This is a genomic window from Saccharopolyspora oryzae (genome assembly GCF_027853915.1).
GTDB lineage: Bacteria > Actinomycetota > Actinomycetes > Mycobacteriales > Pseudonocardiaceae > Saccharopolyspora > Saccharopolyspora oryzae.
The window spans coordinates 25,777-45,398 of record NZ_JAQGLA010000063.1 but is presented as its reverse complement, the minus strand read 5'-3'; the positions used below and the strand labels follow the sequence as shown (position 1 = coordinate 45,398).

The following is a 19,622-nucleotide window of genomic DNA, read 5'->3' as shown; positions in this document are numbered from 1 at the left end:
GATCGGTGACGATCGCGGTGAGCTCGCCGTGCATGTCGTGGATGCGGCGCGGGCTGTGCGGCGGGCCGAACGGCCGCATCGCCAGTCGCCGCAACCGGTCGTGCTCGGGCGGGTCGAGGCGGATGAAGCTGGGCGGCAGCGTCGCCTCGTCCGCCTCGGCGAGCAGGTTGCTCGCGCCCGGCGCGAGGTTGCGGGAGTCGGAGCTGATCCGCGGGTCCTGGAGCAGGTCGCGGATCTCCCAGTAGGTGGTGACCAGGTGGACGCCGCTCTCGTCGCGCAACACCGGCGTCCGGCGGAGTTCGGCGTAGATCGGGTACGGGTCGGGACGCGCGGCCGGGTCGGTGACCCGCTGCACCGGGCTGGTCGAAGTCATGCGACGGCTCCTGTCGATCAAGCGCGGGACGGGGTGAACACGACCCGCTTGTCGCTGGGCGAGTGGCCGGTCAGGGTGACGGTGGGCCCGTGGCTGGGCAGCGCCGGGTCCGGGAACCGCGCCGGCACCGGCCGCACACCCCGGGTGCCGGGCAGCTCCGGCGGGAATGCGGCGGCGCGCTCGATCAGCCTGCGGTAGCCGCCCATCCACTTCCCGTGGTCGAAGCCGACCGCGGCGATCACCCGCCCCTGGTAGCCGTAGGCGGCGGCGAAGCTGTGGTCGGTGAGCGAACCCTGCGTCACCACGATCTCCTCCCCCATCGACGGCGCCCCGACGGATTTGATGTTCACCCCGAACTGCGACGACCAGAACGACGGCGTCCACAGGTGCGGCAGCCGCCGGGAGTCGGGACTGATCATGTTGTGCGCGGCGATCTCGGCCTGCGCAACGGCGTTCCCCCAGTGCTCCAGCGAGAGGAACTGGTAGCCGAACAGCGGATGCGGGGTGCGCGCGACGTCGCCCGCGGCGAACACGTCGTCGGTGACGATGCCGTGCACGTCGAAGGCCCGGCACCCGGCATCGCAGGCAACACCGCGAGGCCCCGCGGCCAACCCCGAGCCGTCCAGCCAGGCCGTGTTGCGCACCGCGCCGAGCGCCACGACGGCGATGTCGGCGTCCAGCACGGAACCATCGGACAGGTGAGCGCGCTTGAGCCGCCCGGCCGGATCACCTTCCAGCGACGTCACCATGACGCCGCAGCGCAGGTCGACCCCGTGCTCGCGCTGCAACCGCGCGGCCACGTCACCGACGACACCGCCGAGGGCTCCCACCAACGGTGTTTCGCCCCGCTCCGCGACGGTGACGGCGAAACCCCTTTCCCGGCAGGCGGAAGCGATCTCCGACCCGGTGAACCCGGCGCCGATGATCAGCACTCGATTGGGCCTGCGCGCCAGCAGGCGCTCCAAGTGCCTCGTGTCGTCACTGGTGCGCAGCACGCACACCCCGTCCAGGGCGGCTTCGGAGTCATTGGGCCACGGCCGCGAACGCACACCAGTGGCGATCAGCAGCTTGTCGTACGCGACTTCCGAACCGTCGGCCAGCTGCACCCGCCTGCGATCCCGGTCCAGCCCGGCCGCGGCGACGCCGAGCCGCCACTCGGCGTCGACCTCGCGCCGTCGAGGCAGCGCGGTGTCCTCCGGCAGCACCCTCCCCAGCAGGACCTGCTTGGACAGCGGCGGCCGGTCGTAGGGCTCGTGCGGCTCGTCCCCGATCAACGTGAGCGAACCGTCGAACCCCTCCTCGCGCAGGTGTTCAGCCGCGCGCAACCCGGCCAGCGACGCACCGACGATGACGATTCCGGTCATCGCCGCTCGCCCCGCTCGAGGTCGACGCGGTCCACGAGTATCGCCTGAACAGGACAAGCGGCCGCGGCCCGCAGCACGTCCTCCCGACGAGCCTCGTCGACGTTCGGCTGGTAGAGCAGCGCTTCCTCACCGTGCAGCTGGAACACGTCCGGAGCCAGGAAAGCGCACTGCGCATAAGCCTGGCACCGGTTGAGATCAACGTTGATCCTCATGACCCCGCCCCCTCGAAGTCCGCCGTCCCCCCATGCTCACCGACCCGGGAACGCGCCGCATGACCACCGGGAACCCGCACGTCCGCGAAGGGATGCCGGAAAATTTCCCACCGAACCACGGCCCGCATCCACAACGGCGAGCACAACACCGACCACAATGGACAGCGGCAGAACCGGTGTGGTCGCGGCGACCGGCCCGCTGCGATCCGTCCTGAGTGGCCGGTCGCCGTGGAGCGCGGCCGATCTCGCGAAAGATCAGCGCTCGTCGGAGCCCTGGCTCCGCTGTCCGATCCGTAGCATGTGAGGCATGTTCCAGGCTCTCCGCACAGCGCGCAGGCGGATCTCCGACCTTGATCACGCTCTCGTGCGACGGTGCGCTGCGCTCCCGAAGAGCGTTGCCGACCCCGCGTTGCGGAACCTCAGCACGCTGGCGAACCACAGCAAGTTGTGGTTCGCGCTGGCCGGCGGACTGGCGCTCCGCAAGGGCCCCACCCGGCGGGCGGCGCTGCGCGGCGTCGCGGCCATCGCAGCGTCCAGCTCCACGACGAACCTGCTGGCCAAGCAGTTGCTACCGCGACGGCGCCCGGCCACCGACCTGCTCCCGGCGCACCGACGGCTCATGTCCCCGCCAGCCTCGTCGTCGTTCCCGTCCGGGCATGCGGCCTCCGCCGCGGCGTTCACCACGGCGCTGTGCATGGAGTCACCGCTGCTCGCTGCGGCGGTGGCGCCGGTGGCGGCAGCGGTGGCGTACTCGCGGGTCCACACCGGGGTGCACTGGCCGACCGATGTCGCCGTCGGGGCCGCAGTCGGCTGCGGGATCGGGCTCGCGACCCGCTGGTGGTGGCCGGTCCGCCCCGCCACTCCCGCGCTGGCTCGACCGAGCGAGCGCGTCGCCGCGCTGACCGGTGGGAACGGTCTCGGGCTGCTGATCAACCCCTCGTCCGGCGATTCCGATCCGTCCAGCGCGCTGGCCGACCTGTGGCCGGGGGCCGAGGTCCTGCACCCGGACCCCGGTGGCGACCTCGTCGAGCAGCTGCACCTCGAACTCGACGCCGCAGGCGACACCATCCGCGCACTGGCCGTCGCGGGTGGCGATGGCACCGTGGCGGCTGCTGCCTCCGTCGCCGGCGTCCGCGGCCTACCGCTCGCCGTGGTCCCGTCCGGCACGCTGAACCACTTCGCCCGCGACGTGGGTGTGACGAGCGCGCAGGACTCGGACCGCGCGCTGACCGCCGGTTCGGCGGTGCACGTCGATCTCGGTGCGGTCAGCGTCGACGGCGAGCCCGAGCGGTGGTTCGTCAACACCGCCAGCCTGGGCGGCTACCCGGACATGGTCCGCATGCGGGAGAAGTGGGAGCAGCGCTGGGGCAAGTGGCCCGCAGGGGCGGCGGCGCTGGTGCGCGTCCTGGCCGAGGCCGAACCGATCGAGGTCCGCATCGACGGTGCGCACCGCAAGATCTGGCTGCTGTTCGTGGGCGCCAACAGCTACCAGCCGAAGGGCTTCGCACCCACGTGGCGCCCGCACCTGGACGACGGGATGCTCGACATCCGCTACGTCCGCGCCGACCTGCCGCTGTCCCGCATCCGCTTCGCCTTCGCGGCGCTGACCGGCGCCCTGTTCAACAGCCACACCTACGTCCAGCAGGAACGGCAGTCAGCGCACGTCGAGGTGCTGGGCGAACGAGTGGCGCTGGCCTGCGACGGCGAGGTCATGCCGCCGGGACGCACGTTCAACTTCACCGCGCACGACGAAGCGCTGCGCGTGTACCGCCCGGAGCACCCCGCGGAGTGATCACCGCACCCCTGCTCCCGTTCGAGGGGCCACCGCGTGTTCGGTGAACTCGCCACAGGCGCGGAAGCCCAAACGCCGGTACACGGGCTCCCCATCAGCCGACGCCTGCAGCACCGCCGTGCGATGGCCGCCTTCGATGGAAGCGTGCAGGACCGCCAGAGTCATGGCCCCGCCGTAGCCGCGGCGACGGTGAGTGGCCAGGGTGCAGATGTTGTAGATCCCGGCGACTCCGGCGTTCAGGAAGACCTCCGCCGAGCAGACCGGACGGCCTGCCGCGTAGCCGACCAAGTAGCGGGACGGGCAGTCGTCGGCCAGCGCTCGATCCGCGGTTCGGGCGAAGAAGTCGCGGACGGTCTCGGCGGGCGGATCCCAGTTCGCCGCGAGCACCTTCGCGTAGTCCGCGAGCTCGGCGGGCGTGGTCGCCGTTCGGATCTCCAGCCCGTCCACCTCGGGCCGCGGGAGGCTCTCGTCGAGGTCCGCCCACATCGCCGTTTCGCGTTCCGCCTCGGGTAGACCGGCATCCGCCAGACGGGCGCGCAGGTCCACCGGAGTCGACGCCGGCCCCACCCACCACGAGAAGGGGCGGCCGGTGGTGGCCAGCACCTCGACGGTCTCCTTGATGCGGGCCTCGACCACATCGGGGGCGAAGCGGGCCGCCGCGACGATGTTGAACGTGTCGTCGTCGAGGCCGCTGTCGGCCACCAGCAGGTCATCCGTCCTCGTGACCGTCGCTCCCGCCAGCCCGCTATGCAGGTGGCAAGCGTGCTCGGCCAGGTTCCGCTCCATGCGGACCAGCAGATCGGCTTCCTCGATGCGGGACGACGCGCTCACAGCGCGATCCCACCACAGCCAACCCGACGACGCACCCGATTTTCAGCGTCCACTGTGTCCTGTCGAGCCGCTGGCAACGCAAATTCAATGGAAATCGGACGTCCAATTTCCATTGAATTTGCGGGATCGGAGCCGTTACCTCGGGAACAAGCCGTTCAGGGTGCCGTAGTCCAGGGCGTCGTCCAGCGACGTGTAGGTGCCTTCGCCCAGGAGTTCCAGGGTGGCCTTGCGGGCTGCGGTGTAGGCGGCCTGAGCCACTCCGGTTCCGACGCTGATCCGCCGCACCCCGGCCTTGACCAGGTCCGCGACCGCAGGGCCGCCCGGGACTGCCATCGCGTTCACCGGGAGCGGGCCTGCCGCGAGTTGAGCCAGGGTGTCCAGGTCGAGCAGCCCGGGTACGAAGATGCTGTCCGCCCCGGCCTCCGCGTACGCCGCCGCGCGGGCCTCCACATCGGCCAGCCGGCCGCTCTCCTCGCCGATGCCGAACAGGTACACGTCCGTACGCGCGTTGATCACCAGTTCCGGCAGGCCCGCCGCCACCGATGCCGCCCGGGCCTCGGCGATCCGGGCCGCCTGCTCCTCGACCGGGTGCAGGGTGCCGTCCGCCTTGGAGTCCTCCAGGTTGATCCCCACGACTCCGGCACCGATCAGGCCGGTCACCGTCGCGGTGATGTCGCCGTAGCCGCCTTCGGCGTCGAACGTGACCGGCACGTCCACCGCGGCAACGATCCGCGCCGCGGCTGCGACCATCTCCTCGCGCGTGGCTCCCTGGCCGTCCGAACGCCCCACCGACCAGGCAACACCGCCGCTGGTCGTCGCGATCACCGGCGCACCCGCCGCCGCGATGACTGCCGCGCTACCGGCGTCCCAGGCGTTGGGCAGCACCAGCGTGCTCGCACCCAACTCCCGCAGGCGCAGGGCCTTCTCCGTCACCTTCGCGTCGACCGTCATCGTTCTCCTCCCGCAGCAATTCCGGGCTCGTAGGAAGTCGTGCTGACCCAACGGCCGCGCACCACCCATGTCCCGCCGTCCGCCGTCGCACCGCGCATTCCGTCCAGGACGTACCCGTCGGCGAGCGCGGGCAACCTGGAGTCCTGCAGCGAGGCGAAGGCGACCGTCCGGCTCGGCTCCCACTCGGTGCTGTGCCGCAATCGCCGGGCCAGCTGCGCGAAGCCGAGCGGAGCAGCGGCCACCACCCACGCATCGGGCGCATCGGCGGTCATCCGCCGCGCCGGCCGCAACCAGGACGCGGCCTCCTCGGGCCAGTCCACTGTGGCCAGAACGGTGCCGCCCACTTCCGGCCAGGCAGCCGCGAACGCCTCCGCCGCAGCTCGGGACGCCTCATAGCGACTGCGGCCGATCACGACCGTCCGAGCCCGCCCCAGCAGATCGACCACGGCAGCGAGCTCAGCAGCGGTGTGCGGCGCCGGTTCGGAGAACTCGCCGACCCACGCCGAACCTGCCCCGATCAGGGGCGACCTCTCGTCCACGCCCCGAACCTGCCACGCACCACCGACAGTCGCTGGCAGCATTCAGCCCTCGATCTGCCGACCTAGCGCCTATTTTCCCCAGTTGGCATACTTCGGGGGTGTCGGTTTTCGGAGCACTCGCGCAGCCGATCCGGCGGCAGATCCTGGACCTGCTGCTGGAGCGCCCCCGCCTGGCCGGCGAGGTCGCCGAGCAGCTCAGCCTCCCCCAGCCCGCCGCGTCCAAGCACCTGCGCGTGCTGCGCGAGACCGGGCTCGTGCAGGTGCGCGTGGATGCCCAACGCCGCTGGTACGAGCTCCGCCCCGAAGCGCTCAGCGAACTCGACGAATGGCTGGCCCCGTACCGCGCGCTGTGGTCGGAACGGCTCGACGCGCTCGAACGGCACCTCGACGCCAGCGAGGACGGGTCGTGAGTGCTTATGCAGTCACGGCCGCGACCAGCTCGTCCAGTCCGTTGAAGTACCCGTCGAAGGTGTCGGAGCTGGTCGGCGGATCACCGACCGGACGCTGGACGTAAGCGGTCCGCATGCCCCGGGCTTGCGCCCCTCGGAGGTCCCAGGCGTGGGCGGCGACCATGAGCACGCGTTCCGGCGGGCATCCGGCAGCGTCGATGGCGAGCTGGTAGACCTCCGGCGCAGGCTTGTAGGCCGAGGCGGATTCCGTGGACAAGGCTTGGTGCCAGCGCAATCCGGCATGCGCGTTGAGCCGCAGGAGGGCAGCGCGGCTCGCGTTGGAGAGCCCGATCACGGGGTACTTCCGAGCGAGCCGCTCGAGCCCGGCGACGGAGTCGTCCCAGGCAGGTAGCCGTTGCTCCGACGTGGCCAGCCGGACAACGGCCGCCGGATCGGCGAGCCCGGCGCGGTCCGCCACCAGCTGAGCTGCTTCTCGGTCGATGACCTCGGAATTGGCGTACGCACGCCGTCCTTGCCCGATGCGCTGCTGCTCGACCTCGACGTGCCGCGACCACAGCGCGACCAGCTCGTCGACGTCGTCGAAATGCGGTGCCACTTCGCGAATTCCCGCCCGGAGCCCACTGGGTTCGTCCACCAGCGTGCCCAGGACGTCGAAGACGATGACCTCGATGTCGTCCATAGCTCCCCTTCGCGTCACCAGTTGAACCGGTGACGAGGTTGCCACCACGTCGCGTCACCGGTCAAGATGGTGACGTGAATTTCGCGTTCGTGAGCGGCAACCCGGCCCTGGACCTGGCCGCAACAGTGGGATCTCGCCGGGACACGCCCGACGACGCCCTGGCCACGCCCAGTGACCTCGAACGATGGGTGGCCGAATGCGACGAGCTCCCCGATCGCGTCACCGCCGACGCCGCGGGCTTCGAGTCCGCGCTGGCCCTGCGGGAAGCGATCTACCAGCTAGCTCTCGACCGCGTACTAGGCCGTCCCTTCGACCAGGACAGCCTCGAAGTCGTCAACAACGCCGCCGCCGAACCACCGCCCGCGATCGAACTCAGCGATGCGGGACTGCACACGTCGGGAGATCTCCCCGCCGTCCTCTCCCAGATAGCCAGGAGCGGCATCGCGGCACTCGCCGATCCCCAGGCCTGCCTCAAGGAATGCGGGCGCGCCGACTGCACGCGCATCTACCTCGACCGCTCGCGCGGAGCGCGTCGCACCTGGTGCGGCATGGAGGAGTGCGGCAACCGAGTCAAGGCGGCGGCTTACCGGGCCCGCAAACGGGCTTCAAGCACGTAGAGAAGTGCGCAGCAGTGTTCGAGCACCGCTGCGCACTCACGATCCGTCAGCACCGGCCGCGCTGGTTGCGACGGACCCAGCTGACTGCGTACGTCGCCAGCGCGAATGCCACGGCGGCTTCCATCAGCAACAACGCCCACATCGGGACCCTCCTCCGATCGCTCCGTTCGCCTTTCACGGCAATCGTGCGACAGCAGGCACCCGCCAGCGAGTGTCCCGATGGACAACGTCCGAAAGAATCGGGCCACACAAGGCGGCCGTGGTCACTGCATGCTCACCGCGAGGACGAGAAGGCCGACGGCGACCACTCCAACGACGACGATCAGCGCCAGGTTCGAAGTCTTGTTCATGCCCCCACCCTCCCCACCTGTTTCGCCGAGCAACCACCACCTGCACCTACGCGAAACCCTCTGACCTGCAAGAACTCCACTGCGCACGTTTCCACGAACGGGTGGGTGAGACGCAGCTCGCAGAGCCGTCCCCCACAGATGAGGGGGGGGCAGCGGCGCACCGCCCGCGGTTCGGCCTGGTCAGATCCCGTGAGTCTTTTGGGGCGCTATAACAACCCAAAGTGCTCACGGGTCAGAGCAGGCCGGACTTCGCCGCCTTGGTGATGAGTTCGATCCTGTTGCGCGCGTTGAGCTTTCGCATCGCGTTGCGGAGGTATCCGGTCACCGTGTGGCGGGTCAGGCCGAGCTGTTCGGCGATCTCCGGGTTGGTCCGGCCCGCCGCCGCGTGGCGGAGGACGTCGTACTCGCGTTGGGTCAGGCCGGTTTCGTGGAGGCGGGAACGCATCCTCGGCGCCGCCCGGTCGTCCACGCGCGGGTCGAAGATCCCGATGCCGTTCGCCGCCTGGTGCACCGCCGTGACCAGGTCCGTTGCGCCCGCGTCCTTGAGGATGCAGCCGTCGACCCCGGCTTCGAGGGTGGCGCGCAGGGCAGCGTGGTCCCGGTAGGCGGTGAAGACGACGATGCGCGCGTCCGGGGCCGCTCGGCGCAGCGGGGCGACCATCTCGCTGGCCACCGCGTCCGGGAAGCGGAGGTCGAGCAGGACCACGTGCGGATTGGTCCGGGCCGCCAGGCCGACCGCCGAGGTCGCATCGGTCGCGCCGCCGACCACGCGGATCGTCGGGTCGTCGCGGAGCAGCAGGCGCACGCCGTCGACGACCACCGGGTGGTCGTCGACGACCACGAGTCGGATCTCGTTCACGGCAGCGGGATCCAGATCCTGACCGTCAGGCCACCGTCCTCGTTGGCCACCACCGACAGCGTGCCGCCGAGCTCGGCCAAGCGGTCGGCAGTGGTGCGCAGGCCGATCCCGTTGCCCGCGGGCTCGGACCAGCCGTTCCCGTCGTCGGCCACCGAGATCGCGACCCCGCCGTCGAGCGCGATCGTGCTGATCAGCACCGATCGAGCGCCGGCGTGCTTCTCCACGTTCAGCAGCGCTTCGCGGGCCGCGGCGACCAGGACTCGCGTGCGGTGCTGGCCGCAGTCCGGGATCTGGCCGATCTCGACGGCCTGCGCCGAGGTACCGGTCCGGCGCTGGAAAGCCGCGCAGTCGCGGGACAAGGCCGAGGCCAACCCGCCCACCGGTTCGTCGTGGTCGAGCGCGTGCACCGAATCGCGGAACGCCGACGCCGTTTCCGCCAGCTGGTCCTCCAACGACGCCAACCGGTCCAGCAGCTCGGTGCTGTCCGAGTCGGCGTGGGTGCGCAGGTCGCGGAGTTCGGCGCCGATGCGGAACAGCCGCGCCCCCACCGAATCGTGCAGTTCCGCGGCGATGCGCCGCCGCTCGGCCGCAGCCGCTTGCTCCCGCTGGCGACGCGCCGCCGATGCGGTTTGCAGCGCCAGACCACCGCTGTCGGCGAGGTGCACCGCGGCGTCCAGCTGCCTGCCGCCGAAGTACGAAACTTCCCGCATGGCCGCGTAAACCACGCCCTGCACCAGGCCCGCGCGGACCATCGGCACCGCGAGCATGGTCTTGATGCCGTCCGCCGAGATCGGGATGTCGAAGTCGTGGGTGATCAGCTCGGAAGCGCAGTAGTCGGCCACCCAAACCGGACGCCGCTCAGCAGCGGCCAGCCCGCCCAGGCCCCGCCCCATCGCGACGTGCAGGTCGTGCAGACCGGTCGCCCAGGTGCCGTTCCACTGCCGCAGCACCAGCATCTGCTCGGCCTCGACCGGACCAGCCAGGCCGATGTGCGCGCCGGTCTCCTCCCGGACCCGCCGCGCCAGGCCGCGCAGCGCAGCCGCGTCGTCGAGCAGGTGGAGGACTTGGGCGTGCTCGTCGATCAGGTGCTCGAACCGCCGTCCGTGCTCGGCTGCGCGTTCCGCGCGGTGCTGCTGCGCCACCTGCACCCCCGTGTTGTCCCAACCGCCCGGATGTTACCTGCCGTGCTGGGACTTTCACGATCCACTGTGCACTGTGAGGGTCCGCACAGCGGACTACTTGCCACCTCGCGCCGACGCGATCAGCTGGTCGATCTCCGCGCCAATCGCCCGGGCGTCCGCGGGCGCGAGCACGCAGAGCTGTTCACCGGACGAGCCGCGTTCGCGGTAGTCGAGGTAGCGGCCGTCAGGTTCGGCGTTGTCGAACCAGCGCAGCACTTCCGACCGCCGCACGCGACCGTGCTGGTCGCGCATGTTGGCCGCGATCTGCCCGCCGCGCACGTGCTCGGCCTGCCCGATCTCCTGGTAGGCCGCGACCTGCCGGTCACCGCTGCTGCCGCGGGACTCGGTGACCTCCTGCATCAGGCTGTCCGGCGTGTCCTCGGCCGGTGCCTGCGGGCGGAACGACTCCACCGGCACCCGGACCGCACCCCGGTTCCCGGGCGGCGCGGGCGGGAACGTGGGCAGCAGGACCTGCGGCAACGGCGCCTTGTCGTGCACCTCGACGGTCAGCGGACCGCCGTAGCGCTCGGTCTCGCCGGGCCCCTGCACGCCGAGCACGACGCGCTGGCCTTCGGTGATCGCGGCGACCGCGCGCCAGGAGTGATCGCTCTCGAAGTCCGGGAACCACAGCGAGTCGACCCACAAGTACGGCTTGGTGAGCACCTTCAGCGCCTGCGCCAAGCCCGGCTCGACCTCGTTGTCGACGAGGATGCCCAGCGACGCCATGGTGGGTGCTTCGCGCTGCGCGACCTCGCTGAGCTGCTGGAGGGTGCGGCCGTAGGCCTGCCCTTCCAGCGGCAGCGTCAGGTCGTCGAGTTCGAGGTACCGGCGCACCAGGTACAGGTGCAGCGGGTGCAGTTGCCAGCGGCCGACGAGGGCCACGCGTCCTCCCCCAGATATCTCGTGAGCGGCGATGGTGGTTATCACGACCATCGCCGCTCACGAACGGTTTGATCAGGCGCCGAAAACGGGCGGCGCGGTCTTGGGCATGTCGTCGAGCCAGACGTCGTCCTGCTCCTCGAGCCAGCTGGGACGGTCGTGCTCCTGGTCCTCGCTGCCCTGCCCGCGCTGACCGGCACCGGCAGCACCAGCGCCCATGCCGCCACGACCGCCGGCACCCGCACCAGCAGCGCCGGCGGCTCCACCACCAGCGCCAACGCCGGCAGCGCCGCCCGCACCGAGCGCACCGGCACCAGCACGACCACCGGCGCCGAGACCACCAGCGCCAGCACCGGCTCCGGCGCCCGCACCGAGTCGGCCAGCACCCATGCCGCCGGGCTTACCGCCGCCAGCACCACCGGCACCACCAGCGCCGACGCCGCCGGGCCGCCCCAAGCCGCCACCGGCACCGCCGCCACCCGGACCGCCCATGCCCGGGCCGGGCATGAAGCCCATACCGCCGCCGGTCGGATCACTGCCGGGGCCGCGACCGACACCGGGACCACCAGGCCACGCGCCGCCGCCCGGCCCGTTCGGATGGCTGGGCGTCCACGCCGAACCGGTCCCGGCCGGAGTCGTCCCCGAACCGGACCCGCCGCCGGAACCGCCGGGGCCGCCACCGGAGATGTCGCCACCACCAGGAACGCCCCCACCCCCGGGACCACCCCCGCTGTAGTCGCCGCCGCCCCCGGTGCGGGGCGGAGCGACCTGGGGCGGGCTGATCGGCGGAGGTGGCGGCGGAGGCGGTGGCGGCGGAGGAGTCGCGGGCTTGCCGTCGAGATCCCGGAACGCCGGAACAGAGCTGTCCACATTGGAGTAGGTGGGGGTCAGGACACGACCCATGGTCTCCTGAGCAGCCCGCTCGGCCTGCTGCCGCTCCTTCATCTGAGCGACCTGGTCAACCCCGCCAGCAATGGGGCTGGCCACGCCCATCGCAAAGCTGCGCCCGTAGTGCTGCCCCTCGGGCTCAGGCACCATCAGCTTGACCTGCCCAGCAGCAGACCCAGCTTCCTCGATCTTGTTCCCGGTGGCCTGAAAAGCGTCCCCGCTGTCGGACATCCACTGAACCAGCGGCTCGGAGGACTGGTTGGCGGCATCAGCGGCCTCGCCTTCCCAACCACCTTGAATCGCCGAGCTAGATTCCTGCTGAAGCTCCGGTCCCAGAGTCCGAAGCTTCTCTGCGATCTCTCGCCAACCATTCGCCGCTTCAGCGGTTTTGCCCTGGTCCAAGGACCGCTGGTTGGTTTCGTAGAGTTCTTGGTGGCCGTAGGCCTGCCAGTTCTCCTGCTGGGTGATCGAAGTGGGGTCGACGTCCATCCCGCGCGTCAGACCACGGTTCTCACGCTCAAGCTCCGCACGCAGCTGCGCATTGTCTTTCTGCGCTTGCTCAGCAGCATTCTGCCGCGCGATCTCCGCCCGAGAGTCATAGCCGAAGAGATCAGCACCAGCGTCGTAGACCTGACCAGCACCTTCCGCAACCGCGTTACCCACGGTCTTGACGCCGTCGACTACAGCGCCGCCGACGGCGCTACCGACTTCGCCGGCCCACTCCAGAAACCCCATCATTCCCCCAGGTCACTTCGGCAATCCCGGCGCGATCTTCTCAGCGATCTTCAGACCCTCAGCGCAGGAATCGATGCTGGCCTCGCCCTTATTGCTAACGGTCAAGATGATCACGCCACCGCCTGCATCGAACAAGGTCGTGCAAACTCCTGTGTCGCCCGCCCCGGTTGCAACCCCACTGGCAGCGGCACGGCCATCAACCTGCTTACGGTCGTATCGCTCCCAAATACCCGGCTTATCGCCGTAGGTGGCGACGGTCATCTCCTGGTTCTTGTAGAACGTGCCGGAAATCGGATCCCCCGCGAAGTAGCAACCAGGTTCCGAGGCACCGTTGCTGTCCGGGTCACCAGGTCCCCGAAGGCCAAAGGATGCCAGCACGTCCGTGGGCACCATCGTGCACGGATCCACCTGCGCGAGGCCGCTCGCAGAACCTTCCTCGTCCTTATCCCCGTTCCCCGGCGCCCCGGCACCACAGCTTGCCGTGGAAAGAATGGCTGCACCCGCGACCGCCGCGATCGCAGCTCGAGACAATGCCCTCACGCCTGACTACCCCTCTGCAAGTCCTCGCTGATCTGCTCGTCCGTCGCAACATAGTCCTTCGCCGCTTGCTCGAAGAGCTCCGCCTTGCGCTTGAGCTCATCGCGCAGGCCAGTAAGCAGGTCAAACGCACCTGTCGACCCATTTTTGGCCTTCATGACGAACTTGCCCCTGAGCTCCTGAGCGGAGCTATAGTCACCGAAACCCTCGAGACGCACGAGGTCCGCAGCCTTCTGGATCAGGCGGTCTACCTCGTCCATCTTGCCTCGGTAGACCTTGGCCGCCTTGTTGGCGGCTTCCGGGTTCATCTTGAGCTGACCGGACGAGATCTGCTGCCCCAGCTTGTCGTTCTCGCCCTTGATCGCGTCCAGCTTCGCGCCAGCGCCGGCGAAGCCCATGGCGGCGCCCGCCGCGCCAATCGCCCCCAGGTCACCCGACATCTGCGCGTCAGCCATCCGTAGCCCCCTCCGGCACCGATCGATCGACCGAAGGTGAACCTAACGAACCCGACAACCCGCCCGCAGCGAAACCCGAAAGATGATCACGTGATAGTCAGCACGTCACCCGTTCAGACCGGCAAGGAACGCCGCCCACCTGGCCTGCGAGAACACCAGCACCGGCCCACCCGGATCCTTCGAGTCCCGAGCCGCCACAACCCCATCGCCACCAGCGACCTCAACGCAGTCGGCCCCGTCGTCGCTGTAGCTGCTCTTACGCCACTCCGCGAGCGCCCGCTGGTCAACAAAAGCGACCTCGACGCAGGCTCCCTGGTTCATGCTCCTGCTCGACTTTCGCCAGCGGACTGCGGGTAACTCACGCACCGGTCACTCCTCACGGCAGGCCAGCAAGCACACCTTCGATGAACCTCGCGGATTCGCTCTGGCTCAACGCTTCTTCGCGAAGAGCATTCGCGATTGACGAATAGGTGTCAATCAGCACGGGATCCTCCACGTCGTAGCGAGCACCCAAGACAGGGTGTCCTTCCAGGAAGACACCGGGACTGAAGTCTTCGAACTCCAGCAAGACGAACTTGCCATCCATCCCGGAGTGTGCGCCCACGCTCGCCGGGATCACCTGCACACCGACATGCGGAAGTTTCGACATCTCCAGCATGTGCGTGAGCTGCGCCCGCAGGACTTCCCAACCGCCGATGGGCCGCCGCAACACGCCTTCCTCGACCACGACGTCGAGCTTCAACGAGTTCTGCTCGACAACGCGCCGCTGACGCTCCAGTCGAAGACTGGTCACCTTCGCCTGGTTTTCCGCGGAAACACTCCGACTCGCCTTGGTCAACGCAGCCGCGTAGTCATTCGTCTGAAGCAGACCAGGAACCACAAGCTGCTCGTAGTTGAACTCACGAACAGCTTCCCCCTCCGAACCGAGGAAGAACGCGAACCAGTCCTCGACGACGTCGGCATAGGGCGCCCACCAGCTGGGCTCCGCAGAACGTTTCGCCTGCTCGACGGCGATCTCCACTTCCGACTCCGACGCACCGTAGAAGCGGAGCAGGTCACGGACGTCTCGATGCTGAAGCCGGTACATGCCGGCCTCCATCTGACTGATCTTGCCCCGCGAACAGCCAAGCTCCTCCGCAGCCTCGTTGGTCGTCTTCCCAGCCTGAGAGCGAAAGTGCCGCAATCGCGCGCCGATCCTGCGTCGCAATGATGCGGGGTCTGTTCTGGTCGCCACGCTTGCCTCCTGTTCGGCCACAAGTCTGCACGGTCGACGATCACAACCGGCAACCACCCAATCGTGCTCTGTGATGGCTAACCGTTAGCAATTAACCTGTTAGCAAGATCACGCTCGATCACAGGGAGGTTGTTATGTCGGAGCTGTCGTCGTGGAGCCGGGAGGAGTTCATGTCCGCCCTCGAAGAGCTCGCTCGGGAGAACGCTCCTCGAGTGTTCGCGTTGTGCGAGGAAGTCGGCGATCAGCAGGACGGACACGTCGAGTACTGGGGCATGGCCTTCGAAGAGAGCACCGACGTCGTCAGCGCTTCCGGCCAGCTGCGCGCCAGCTTCCAGTCGCCCGAAGCCGCACTGAACCGCTTGTCGCGCCGCGCGAACCTGCACCTCGTCTGGGTTTGACCACGCGGAGCTGACCCAGGGCACCTTGATACTGGCGCCCTGGGCAAAGCCCTAGCTACTTCGGCAGCTTCGGCGCAACAGCCTCAGCGACCTTCAATCCCTCAGCGCACTCGTCAAGGCCTTGATCACGAAATTCCTGAACCGTCAGGATGATCACGCCGCCGCCAGCGTTGAACATCGCCGAACAAATTCGGGCCCGCGTGGACCCGCTAGAAATACCACTCGCCGCTGGACGGCCATCAACCTCAAGGCGGTCGAACTTCGCCCAGGTTCCTTCTTGCCGCCCCAGAGACTCAACAGTCTCTTCCTCGTTCTTGAAGACGGTGATACTAAATGGCTCGCCCTTGAAAGCACAGCCAGGCTGCGACGGAACGATCGACGTTGGCTCACCTGGACCATTGAACCCAAATGACTTGAGCTGCTCGGGGGCCAAAAGCTCACAAGGGTCGACCGCAGCAAGCCCTTTCTGTGACTGCGCCTCAGAAGCGGGGTCTCCGCCCTGAGTGGGACCACCACAACCCGCTACCGTCAGCGCCACCGCACTGGCGCACGCGGCAAACACAGCTCGCGACAACACATTCACGCCTGGATCCCCTCTGAATGTCCCGTTTGTCAGCTGCAAGATAGTCGGCCTCGGCTTGGCGGCGGACCGGGTTCGATCAGAACCGCCCGGCTGCGGACCGTGAGGGCTTGCACAGCGGGCAGCCGTTCGGTGATCACCGAATTGACACCTCATCGAACTGCAACTACGTTCGTTGCAGTTCGATCGGAGGGAGCGGAGTGGGCCTCAGCAGCAGGAGCGCGGTCGCCATCCACGCGCTCACCATGTTGGCGCGCTGGAGCGACAAGTCGCTGACCTCCGCGGAGATCGCCGACAGCCTGGCGAGCAATCCGGTGCTGGTGCGGCGAATCCTCGGCAGCCTGCGGGACGCGGACCTGGTGCGATCCACCGAGGGGCGCGGCGGCGGCTGGCTCTTGGCGCGCGCCGCGCGCGAGATCACGCTGCACGACGCGTACACCGCCGTCGAGGCCGGGCCCGTCCTGTCGCGGCACCCCCACCCGCCCAGCGATGCGTGCGAGGTCGGGCGCAACATGCAGGCCCTGCTCGAAGCCGAGTTCCAGGACGCAGAGCGGGCGATGGAGGAACGGCTCAGCCAGACGACCATCGCCGACCTGGTCCAGCAGGTGCTGACCATCGAACGCAAGATCGGGCGATCGGCCCGGTAGTCGAGCAGTGGCGGAGGCGCTCCCTCCGCCGTTTTCACACCCAAACTGCAACCACATTGGTTGCAGTCAAATGGAGGAACGCGGAATGACAACCACGTCGACCCCGACCGAGCGGGCGCCATCGGGGGTGGGCCTGCTGGCGGTGCTCCTGCCCGCTCTGCTCGTCACGGTCATCGCCAGCGACATGGTCAACCTCATGCTCCCGTCGATCGGCGCGGAGTTCGGGGCTTCCGAGGCCGAACTCGCCTGGGTCGTCACCGGATTCCTGCTGGTGTTCGCGGTCGGAATCCCCTTCTACGGCCGCACTTCCGACCGGGTGGGCCTGCGGCAGCTGTTCACCTTCGCCCTGCTGGCCTACGCGGCCGGAAGCCTGATCTGCGCGCTCGCACCGGATCTGCTCGTCCTCGTGCTCGGCCGGATCGCCATGGGGATCGGCGCGGCGGCGGTACCGGTGCTGTCGATGGTCGCCATCACCCGGCTCATCCCGGCCGACCGGCGCGGGACCGGGATCGGCGCCCTCTCCGCGGCCGCCGGCGTCGGCGCTGCCGCCGGACCTGCGCTGGGCGGTGGTATCGGCCAGTTCCTCGGCTGGCGCGCGCTGTTCTGGGTCATGGTCGTGGCGGTGCTGGTACTGCTTCCCGCGGCGCGACGCGTGCTGCCGGGCGATGTTCCGGAAGGCGCGAGCCGGTTCGACCTGCTCGGCGGCATCTTCCTGGGCGTCGGGTCCGGGCTTCTGCTCTTCGGCGCGACTCAGGCGCAGGTCGCCGGGCTCACCGCACCCTCGTCGTGGGGCAGCTTCCTGGTGGCTGCTGCGGCGATCGCGCTCTTCGGCTGGCGCACTGTGCACGTGGCGAACCCGTTCGTCCCGCCCGCGCTGTTCGCCAACCGCGTCTACCGGATCGCCGTGCTCGTCACCTTCCTGGCCATGGCCGTCAACCTCGGCGGTCTGGTCTTCGTGCCGCTGCTGATCGTCGACGTCAACGGCCTGGAACCGGGAATCGGCGCCCTGGTGATGATCCCGGCCGGGATCTCCGTCGCCGTCCTCTCCCCGCTGATCGGCCGCCTCGCCGACCGCATCGGCACGAGGCCGCTCGTCGTGGTGGGCCTCGCGATCATGGCGGCGTCCGCGCTTTTCCTCGCCACCGCGACGACGTCGGTGGTGCCGATCGCGGCCGGGATCCTCGGGTTGAGCGTCGGTTTCATCCTCGTGCTCACCCCGATCATCAGCGCTGCGGCGAGCGCACTGCCGTCCGAGCAGGTCGGGATCGGCCTCGGGATCCTCCAGGGCGCCCAGTTCCTCGGCGCCGGCACCGGACCTGCCCTGTTCGCCGTACTGGTGGCCGCGCGGCAGCAAACCGTCGGAGCCGCAGCAGCATTCTCCGAGGTCTTCTTGGTGATGGCGGTCGTCGTCGTGCTCGCCCTGATCACCGCGTTCCGGATGCGCCCGGCGCACCACGAAGCGCACTAGAGCGCGCATCGGGTCGTGATCCGGGATGGTGCGTCAGAGAACGGCGAGCCGGTCCACCAGCAGCTCCATCCTCCGCTCGGTGTGCTCCGGCGGCTGCCGTCCCGCCCGGGTCAGGGTCGCCAGCCCGTGCAGGGACGCCCAGAACACCTCGGTGAACAGCCCCGGATGGACACCGTCACCGGCGACCTCTTCGAGGCTCTCCAGCAGAGCAGCGAAGGCATCCTTCAGAGGTTCCGGGGTGTCCTCCTGCGCGAACGCCAGGCCGCCGTCGAGCTGGAATATGGCGTCGTAGACCGCCGGGTTGCGTGCGGCGAAGTCGAGGTAAGCGCGGGCGAGGGCGGCGACCCGGGCGCGCCGGCCGTCCGCGGCGGAGGTCGCGGCCCGCAGCGCCGCGGCCAGCTCGGCGGCGCCTTCGAGGGCCACGGCGCCGATGATCTCGCGCTTGCCGCGGAAATGGCTGTAGAGAACGGGTTGGCTGTATTCGATGCGCTCGGCGAGCCGGCGGGTGGTGACCGCGTCCCAGCCCTGCTGCTCGGCGAGTTCGCGGGCCGTCGCCAAGATGAGGCGTTCGCGGTCCGCCCGTTCGCGCTCCTTGCGTTCCTGTACCGACATACCTCGATCCTAGCACCGCTAGACAAAAGAGCAGCAGCAGCGCTAGCGTTGCTTCATCATCTAGCAGCACTAGATTCCTGGAGGGGCAACATGCTCAGCACGCTCGAGGTCGTCACAGTCGTGGTCGTCGGCCTGATGGTGGGGGTGGAGTTCTCCGTCGCCTTCGTCCTGAACCCGATCTTCAACGCACTCCCCGACGACAGCAATCAACGCGGCCGAAGCCACGGCGGCCGGATGCTCGGCGCCGCCATGCCGGTCTGGTACATCGGCTCACTCGTCCTGAGCGCGGTCTGGGCCATCGCCGGATGGCATCAGCCAGGCACCGGCCTCGTCGTCATCGCCGCCGCGCTGCTGATCACGAGCATCATCATGTCGCTGCTGCTGCTCGTCCCGATCAACAACCGGGGCAAGACGTGGACCCCCGAGAACCGGCCCGCGGACTGGAAGGAGCAGATGAACCGCTGGGACCGCTACCACTACGTCCGCGTCGCCATCATCATCGCCGCGTTCGCCCTGCTGGTCGCCGCCCTCGCCTGAGCCCGCGGGCCGGCACCACGCCCCGGGCGCCAGCGATGCCCCTTGAGCGTCCGTCAGATCCCCTCGTGCCACACGTGAGCGTCGCCGGATCCAGTACGGCCGGCCTCGGTGGAACAACCGATAGTGAGAGGAAGTACCGAAGATGGCCGAGCTGCAGAGCCTGGACCCGAATACGCCGATTTTCGCGCAGTTCAAGGAGAAGACCGGCCCCATCGTCCTGGCCAACACCTTCTTCGTTCCGGAGGAGAGGACTGAGGAGTTCCTGTCCCTCTTCCGGAGGCAGGCGGAGTTCATGAAGGCTCAGCCGGGATTCGTCTCCCTGCAGATGCACAGGGGAACAGCGGGCAGTCGACTTCTGATGAACGTCGCGGTCTGGGAGTCGACCGAGGCACTCGCCACGGCGTTCGGCCGCCCGGAGTTCCAGCGCATGGCTGCCGAGTCCCCCGACGACATCGTGTCGTACCCGCACATCTTCGAGCAGATCGACCTGTGAC

The 19,622-nt window shown here is 69.0% G+C and carries 24 protein-coding genes and 1 pseudogene; 8 read left to right on the top strand and 17 right to left on the bottom strand.

The window, feature by feature from the left end; translation table 11 throughout:
* From OU415_RS27885 to OU415_RS27875, 3 genes and pseudogenes are all read right to left on the bottom strand, one after another.
* Positions 1-373: pseudogene (locus OU415_RS27885) on the bottom strand (cytochrome P450); the annotation flags it as partial.
* 17 nt (positions 374-390) lie between these two features.
* A complete protein-coding gene (locus OU415_RS27880; protein ID WP_270952275.1) occupies positions 391-1,737 on the bottom strand; it encodes an NAD(P)/FAD-dependent oxidoreductase in 1,347 nt (448 codons plus the stop codon).
* Positions 1,734-1,949: a ferredoxin gene (locus OU415_RS27875; protein ID WP_270952274.1), complete on the bottom strand. Its 216-nt coding sequence runs from the start codon at positions 1,947-1,949 to the stop codon at positions 1,734-1,736. The genes OU415_RS27880 and OU415_RS27875 overlap by 4 nt, the downstream gene beginning before the upstream one ends.
* A 307-nt stretch (positions 1,950-2,256) precedes the next feature.
* Between OU415_RS27875 and OU415_RS27870 the strand changes: the two genes are divergently transcribed.
* Positions 2,257-3,741 (top strand): bifunctional phosphatase PAP2/diacylglycerol kinase family protein, encoded by a 1,485-nt coding sequence (locus tag OU415_RS27870; protein ID WP_270952273.1) that lies wholly within the window; start codon positions 2,257-2,259, stop codon positions 3,739-3,741.
* On the opposite strand, the gene OU415_RS27865 is transcribed toward OU415_RS27870, so the two are convergent.
* The 3 genes from OU415_RS27865 to OU415_RS27855 all read right to left on the bottom strand — a co-directional run bounded on the left by OU415_RS27865 (position 3,742) and on the right by OU415_RS27855 (position 6,062).
* Positions 3,742-4,572, bottom strand: coding sequence for a GNAT family N-acetyltransferase (locus OU415_RS27865; RefSeq protein WP_270952272.1), 831 nt, complete (start codon positions 4,570-4,572; stop codon positions 3,742-3,744).
* 135 nt (positions 4,573-4,707) lie between these two features.
* On the bottom strand, positions 4,708-5,523 hold the full coding sequence (locus OU415_RS27860; protein WP_270952271.1) for an isocitrate lyase/PEP mutase family protein: 816 nt from the start codon (positions 5,521-5,523) through the stop codon (positions 4,708-4,710).
* On the bottom strand, positions 5,520-6,062 hold the full coding sequence (locus tag OU415_RS27855) for an ABC transporter substrate-binding protein (RefSeq protein ID WP_270952270.1): 543 nt from the start codon (positions 6,060-6,062) through the stop codon (positions 5,520-5,522). Before OU415_RS27855 ends, OU415_RS27860 begins: the two co-directional genes overlap by 4 nt.
* A gap of 98 nt (positions 6,063-6,160) precedes the next feature.
* On the opposite strand from OU415_RS27855, the gene OU415_RS27850 reads away from it, so the two are divergent.
* Positions 6,161-6,472, top strand: coding sequence for an ArsR/SmtB family transcription factor (locus OU415_RS27850; protein ID WP_270952269.1), 312 nt, complete (start codon positions 6,161-6,163; stop codon positions 6,470-6,472).
* Positions 6,473-6,476: 4 nt separating this feature from the next.
* Here the strand turns inward: OU415_RS27850 and OU415_RS27845 are convergent, their stop codons facing one another.
* Positions 6,477-7,151 carry a haloacid dehalogenase type II gene (locus OU415_RS27845; RefSeq protein WP_270952268.1) on the bottom strand — a complete coding sequence of 225 codons (675 nt, stop codon included), beginning with the start codon at positions 7,149-7,151 and terminating at the stop codon, positions 6,477-6,479.
* 74 nt (positions 7,152-7,225) lie between these two features.
* Between OU415_RS27845 and OU415_RS27840 the strand changes: the two genes are divergently transcribed.
* Positions 7,226-7,768 (top strand): CGNR zinc finger domain-containing protein, encoded by a 543-nt coding sequence (locus OU415_RS27840; protein WP_270952267.1) that lies wholly within the window; start codon positions 7,226-7,228, stop codon positions 7,766-7,768.
* 582 nt (positions 7,769-8,350) lie between these two features.
* On the opposite strand, the gene OU415_RS27835 is transcribed toward OU415_RS27840, so the two are convergent.
* From OU415_RS27835 to OU415_RS27800, 8 genes are all read right to left on the bottom strand, one after another.
* Positions 8,351-8,977 (bottom strand): response regulator, encoded by a 627-nt coding sequence (locus tag OU415_RS27835; RefSeq protein WP_270952266.1) that lies wholly within the window; start codon positions 8,975-8,977, stop codon positions 8,351-8,353.
* The gene (locus tag OU415_RS27830; RefSeq protein WP_270952265.1) at positions 8,974-10,119 is read right to left on the bottom strand and encodes a GAF domain-containing sensor histidine kinase; all 1,146 of its coding nucleotides are present in this window, start codon (positions 10,117-10,119) and stop codon (positions 8,974-8,976) included. Before OU415_RS27830 ends, OU415_RS27835 begins: the two co-directional genes overlap by 4 nt.
* A gap of 93 nt (positions 10,120-10,212) precedes the next feature.
* Positions 10,213-11,040: an ESX secretion-associated protein EspG gene (locus tag OU415_RS27825; protein WP_270952264.1), complete on the bottom strand. Its 828-nt coding sequence runs from the start codon at positions 11,038-11,040 to the stop codon at positions 10,213-10,215.
* Between the two features lie 72 nt (positions 11,041-11,112).
* Positions 11,113-12,414 carry a PPE domain-containing protein gene (locus OU415_RS27820; RefSeq protein WP_270952279.1) on the bottom strand — a complete coding sequence of 434 codons (1,302 nt, stop codon included), beginning with the start codon at positions 12,412-12,414 and terminating at the stop codon, positions 11,113-11,115.
* A 258-nt stretch (positions 12,415-12,672) separates the two neighbouring features.
* Positions 12,673-13,200, bottom strand: a complete 528-nt coding sequence (locus OU415_RS27815; RefSeq protein WP_270952263.1) for a DUF3558 family protein — start codon at positions 13,198-13,200, stop codon at positions 12,673-12,675.
* Positions 13,197-13,652 carry a hypothetical protein gene (locus OU415_RS27810; protein WP_270952262.1) on the bottom strand — a complete coding sequence of 152 codons (456 nt, stop codon included), beginning with the start codon at positions 13,650-13,652 and terminating at the stop codon, positions 13,197-13,199. The genes OU415_RS27815 and OU415_RS27810 overlap by 4 nt, the downstream gene beginning before the upstream one ends.
* 105 nt (positions 13,653-13,757) lie before the next feature.
* A complete protein-coding gene (locus tag OU415_RS27805) occupies positions 13,758-14,018 on the bottom strand; it encodes a DUF397 domain-containing protein (protein WP_270952261.1) in 261 nt (86 codons plus the stop codon).
* A 10-nt stretch (positions 14,019-14,028) separates the two neighbouring features.
* Positions 14,029-14,886 carry a helix-turn-helix domain-containing protein gene (locus OU415_RS27800; RefSeq protein WP_270952260.1) on the bottom strand — a complete coding sequence of 286 codons (858 nt, stop codon included), beginning with the start codon at positions 14,884-14,886 and terminating at the stop codon, positions 14,029-14,031.
* Between the two features lie 134 nt (positions 14,887-15,020).
* Here OU415_RS27800 and OU415_RS27795 point away from each other — a divergent pair, with 134 nt between their 5' ends.
* The gene (locus OU415_RS27795; protein ID WP_270952259.1) at positions 15,021-15,284 is read left to right on the top strand and encodes a hypothetical protein; all 264 of its coding nucleotides are present in this window, start codon (positions 15,021-15,023) and stop codon (positions 15,282-15,284) included.
* Between the two features lie 55 nt (positions 15,285-15,339).
* Here OU415_RS27795 and OU415_RS27790 read toward each other — a convergent pair whose 3' ends face one another.
* Positions 15,340-15,867, bottom strand: a complete 528-nt coding sequence (locus tag OU415_RS27790; RefSeq protein WP_270952258.1) for a DUF3558 family protein — start codon at positions 15,865-15,867, stop codon at positions 15,340-15,342.
* Between the two features lie 197 nt (positions 15,868-16,064).
* Between OU415_RS27790 and OU415_RS27785 the strand changes: the two genes are divergently transcribed.
* Together OU415_RS27785 and OU415_RS27780 are read left to right on the top strand one after the other, a co-directional pair.
* Complete coding sequence (locus OU415_RS27785; protein ID WP_270952257.1) at positions 16,065-16,511, top strand: Rrf2 family transcriptional regulator; 447 nt, start codon at positions 16,065-16,067, stop codon at positions 16,509-16,511.
* A gap of 85 nt (positions 16,512-16,596) precedes the next feature.
* Entirely contained in the window at positions 16,597-17,979 is a 1,383-nt protein-coding gene (locus tag OU415_RS27780) for an MFS transporter (RefSeq protein ID WP_270952256.1), read from the top strand.
* A 33-nt stretch (positions 17,980-18,012) separates the two neighbouring features.
* Here OU415_RS27780 and OU415_RS27775 read toward each other — a convergent pair whose 3' ends face one another.
* Complete coding sequence (locus OU415_RS27775; protein ID WP_270952255.1) at positions 18,013-18,591, bottom strand: TetR/AcrR family transcriptional regulator; 579 nt, start codon at positions 18,589-18,591, stop codon at positions 18,013-18,015.
* A 90-nt stretch (positions 18,592-18,681) separates the two neighbouring features.
* Here OU415_RS27775 and OU415_RS27770 point away from each other — a divergent pair, with 90 nt between their 5' ends.
* Both OU415_RS27770 and OU415_RS27765 read left to right on the top strand, forming a co-directional pair.
* Positions 18,682-19,128 (top strand): DUF1772 domain-containing protein, encoded by a 447-nt coding sequence (locus OU415_RS27770; protein WP_270952254.1) that lies wholly within the window; start codon positions 18,682-18,684, stop codon positions 19,126-19,128.
* A gap of 142 nt (positions 19,129-19,270) precedes the next feature.
* Entirely contained in the window at positions 19,271-19,621 is a 351-nt protein-coding gene (locus OU415_RS27765; RefSeq protein WP_270952253.1) for an antibiotic biosynthesis monooxygenase family protein, read from the top strand.
* The last annotated feature ends 1 nt before the right edge of the window (position 19,622 follow it).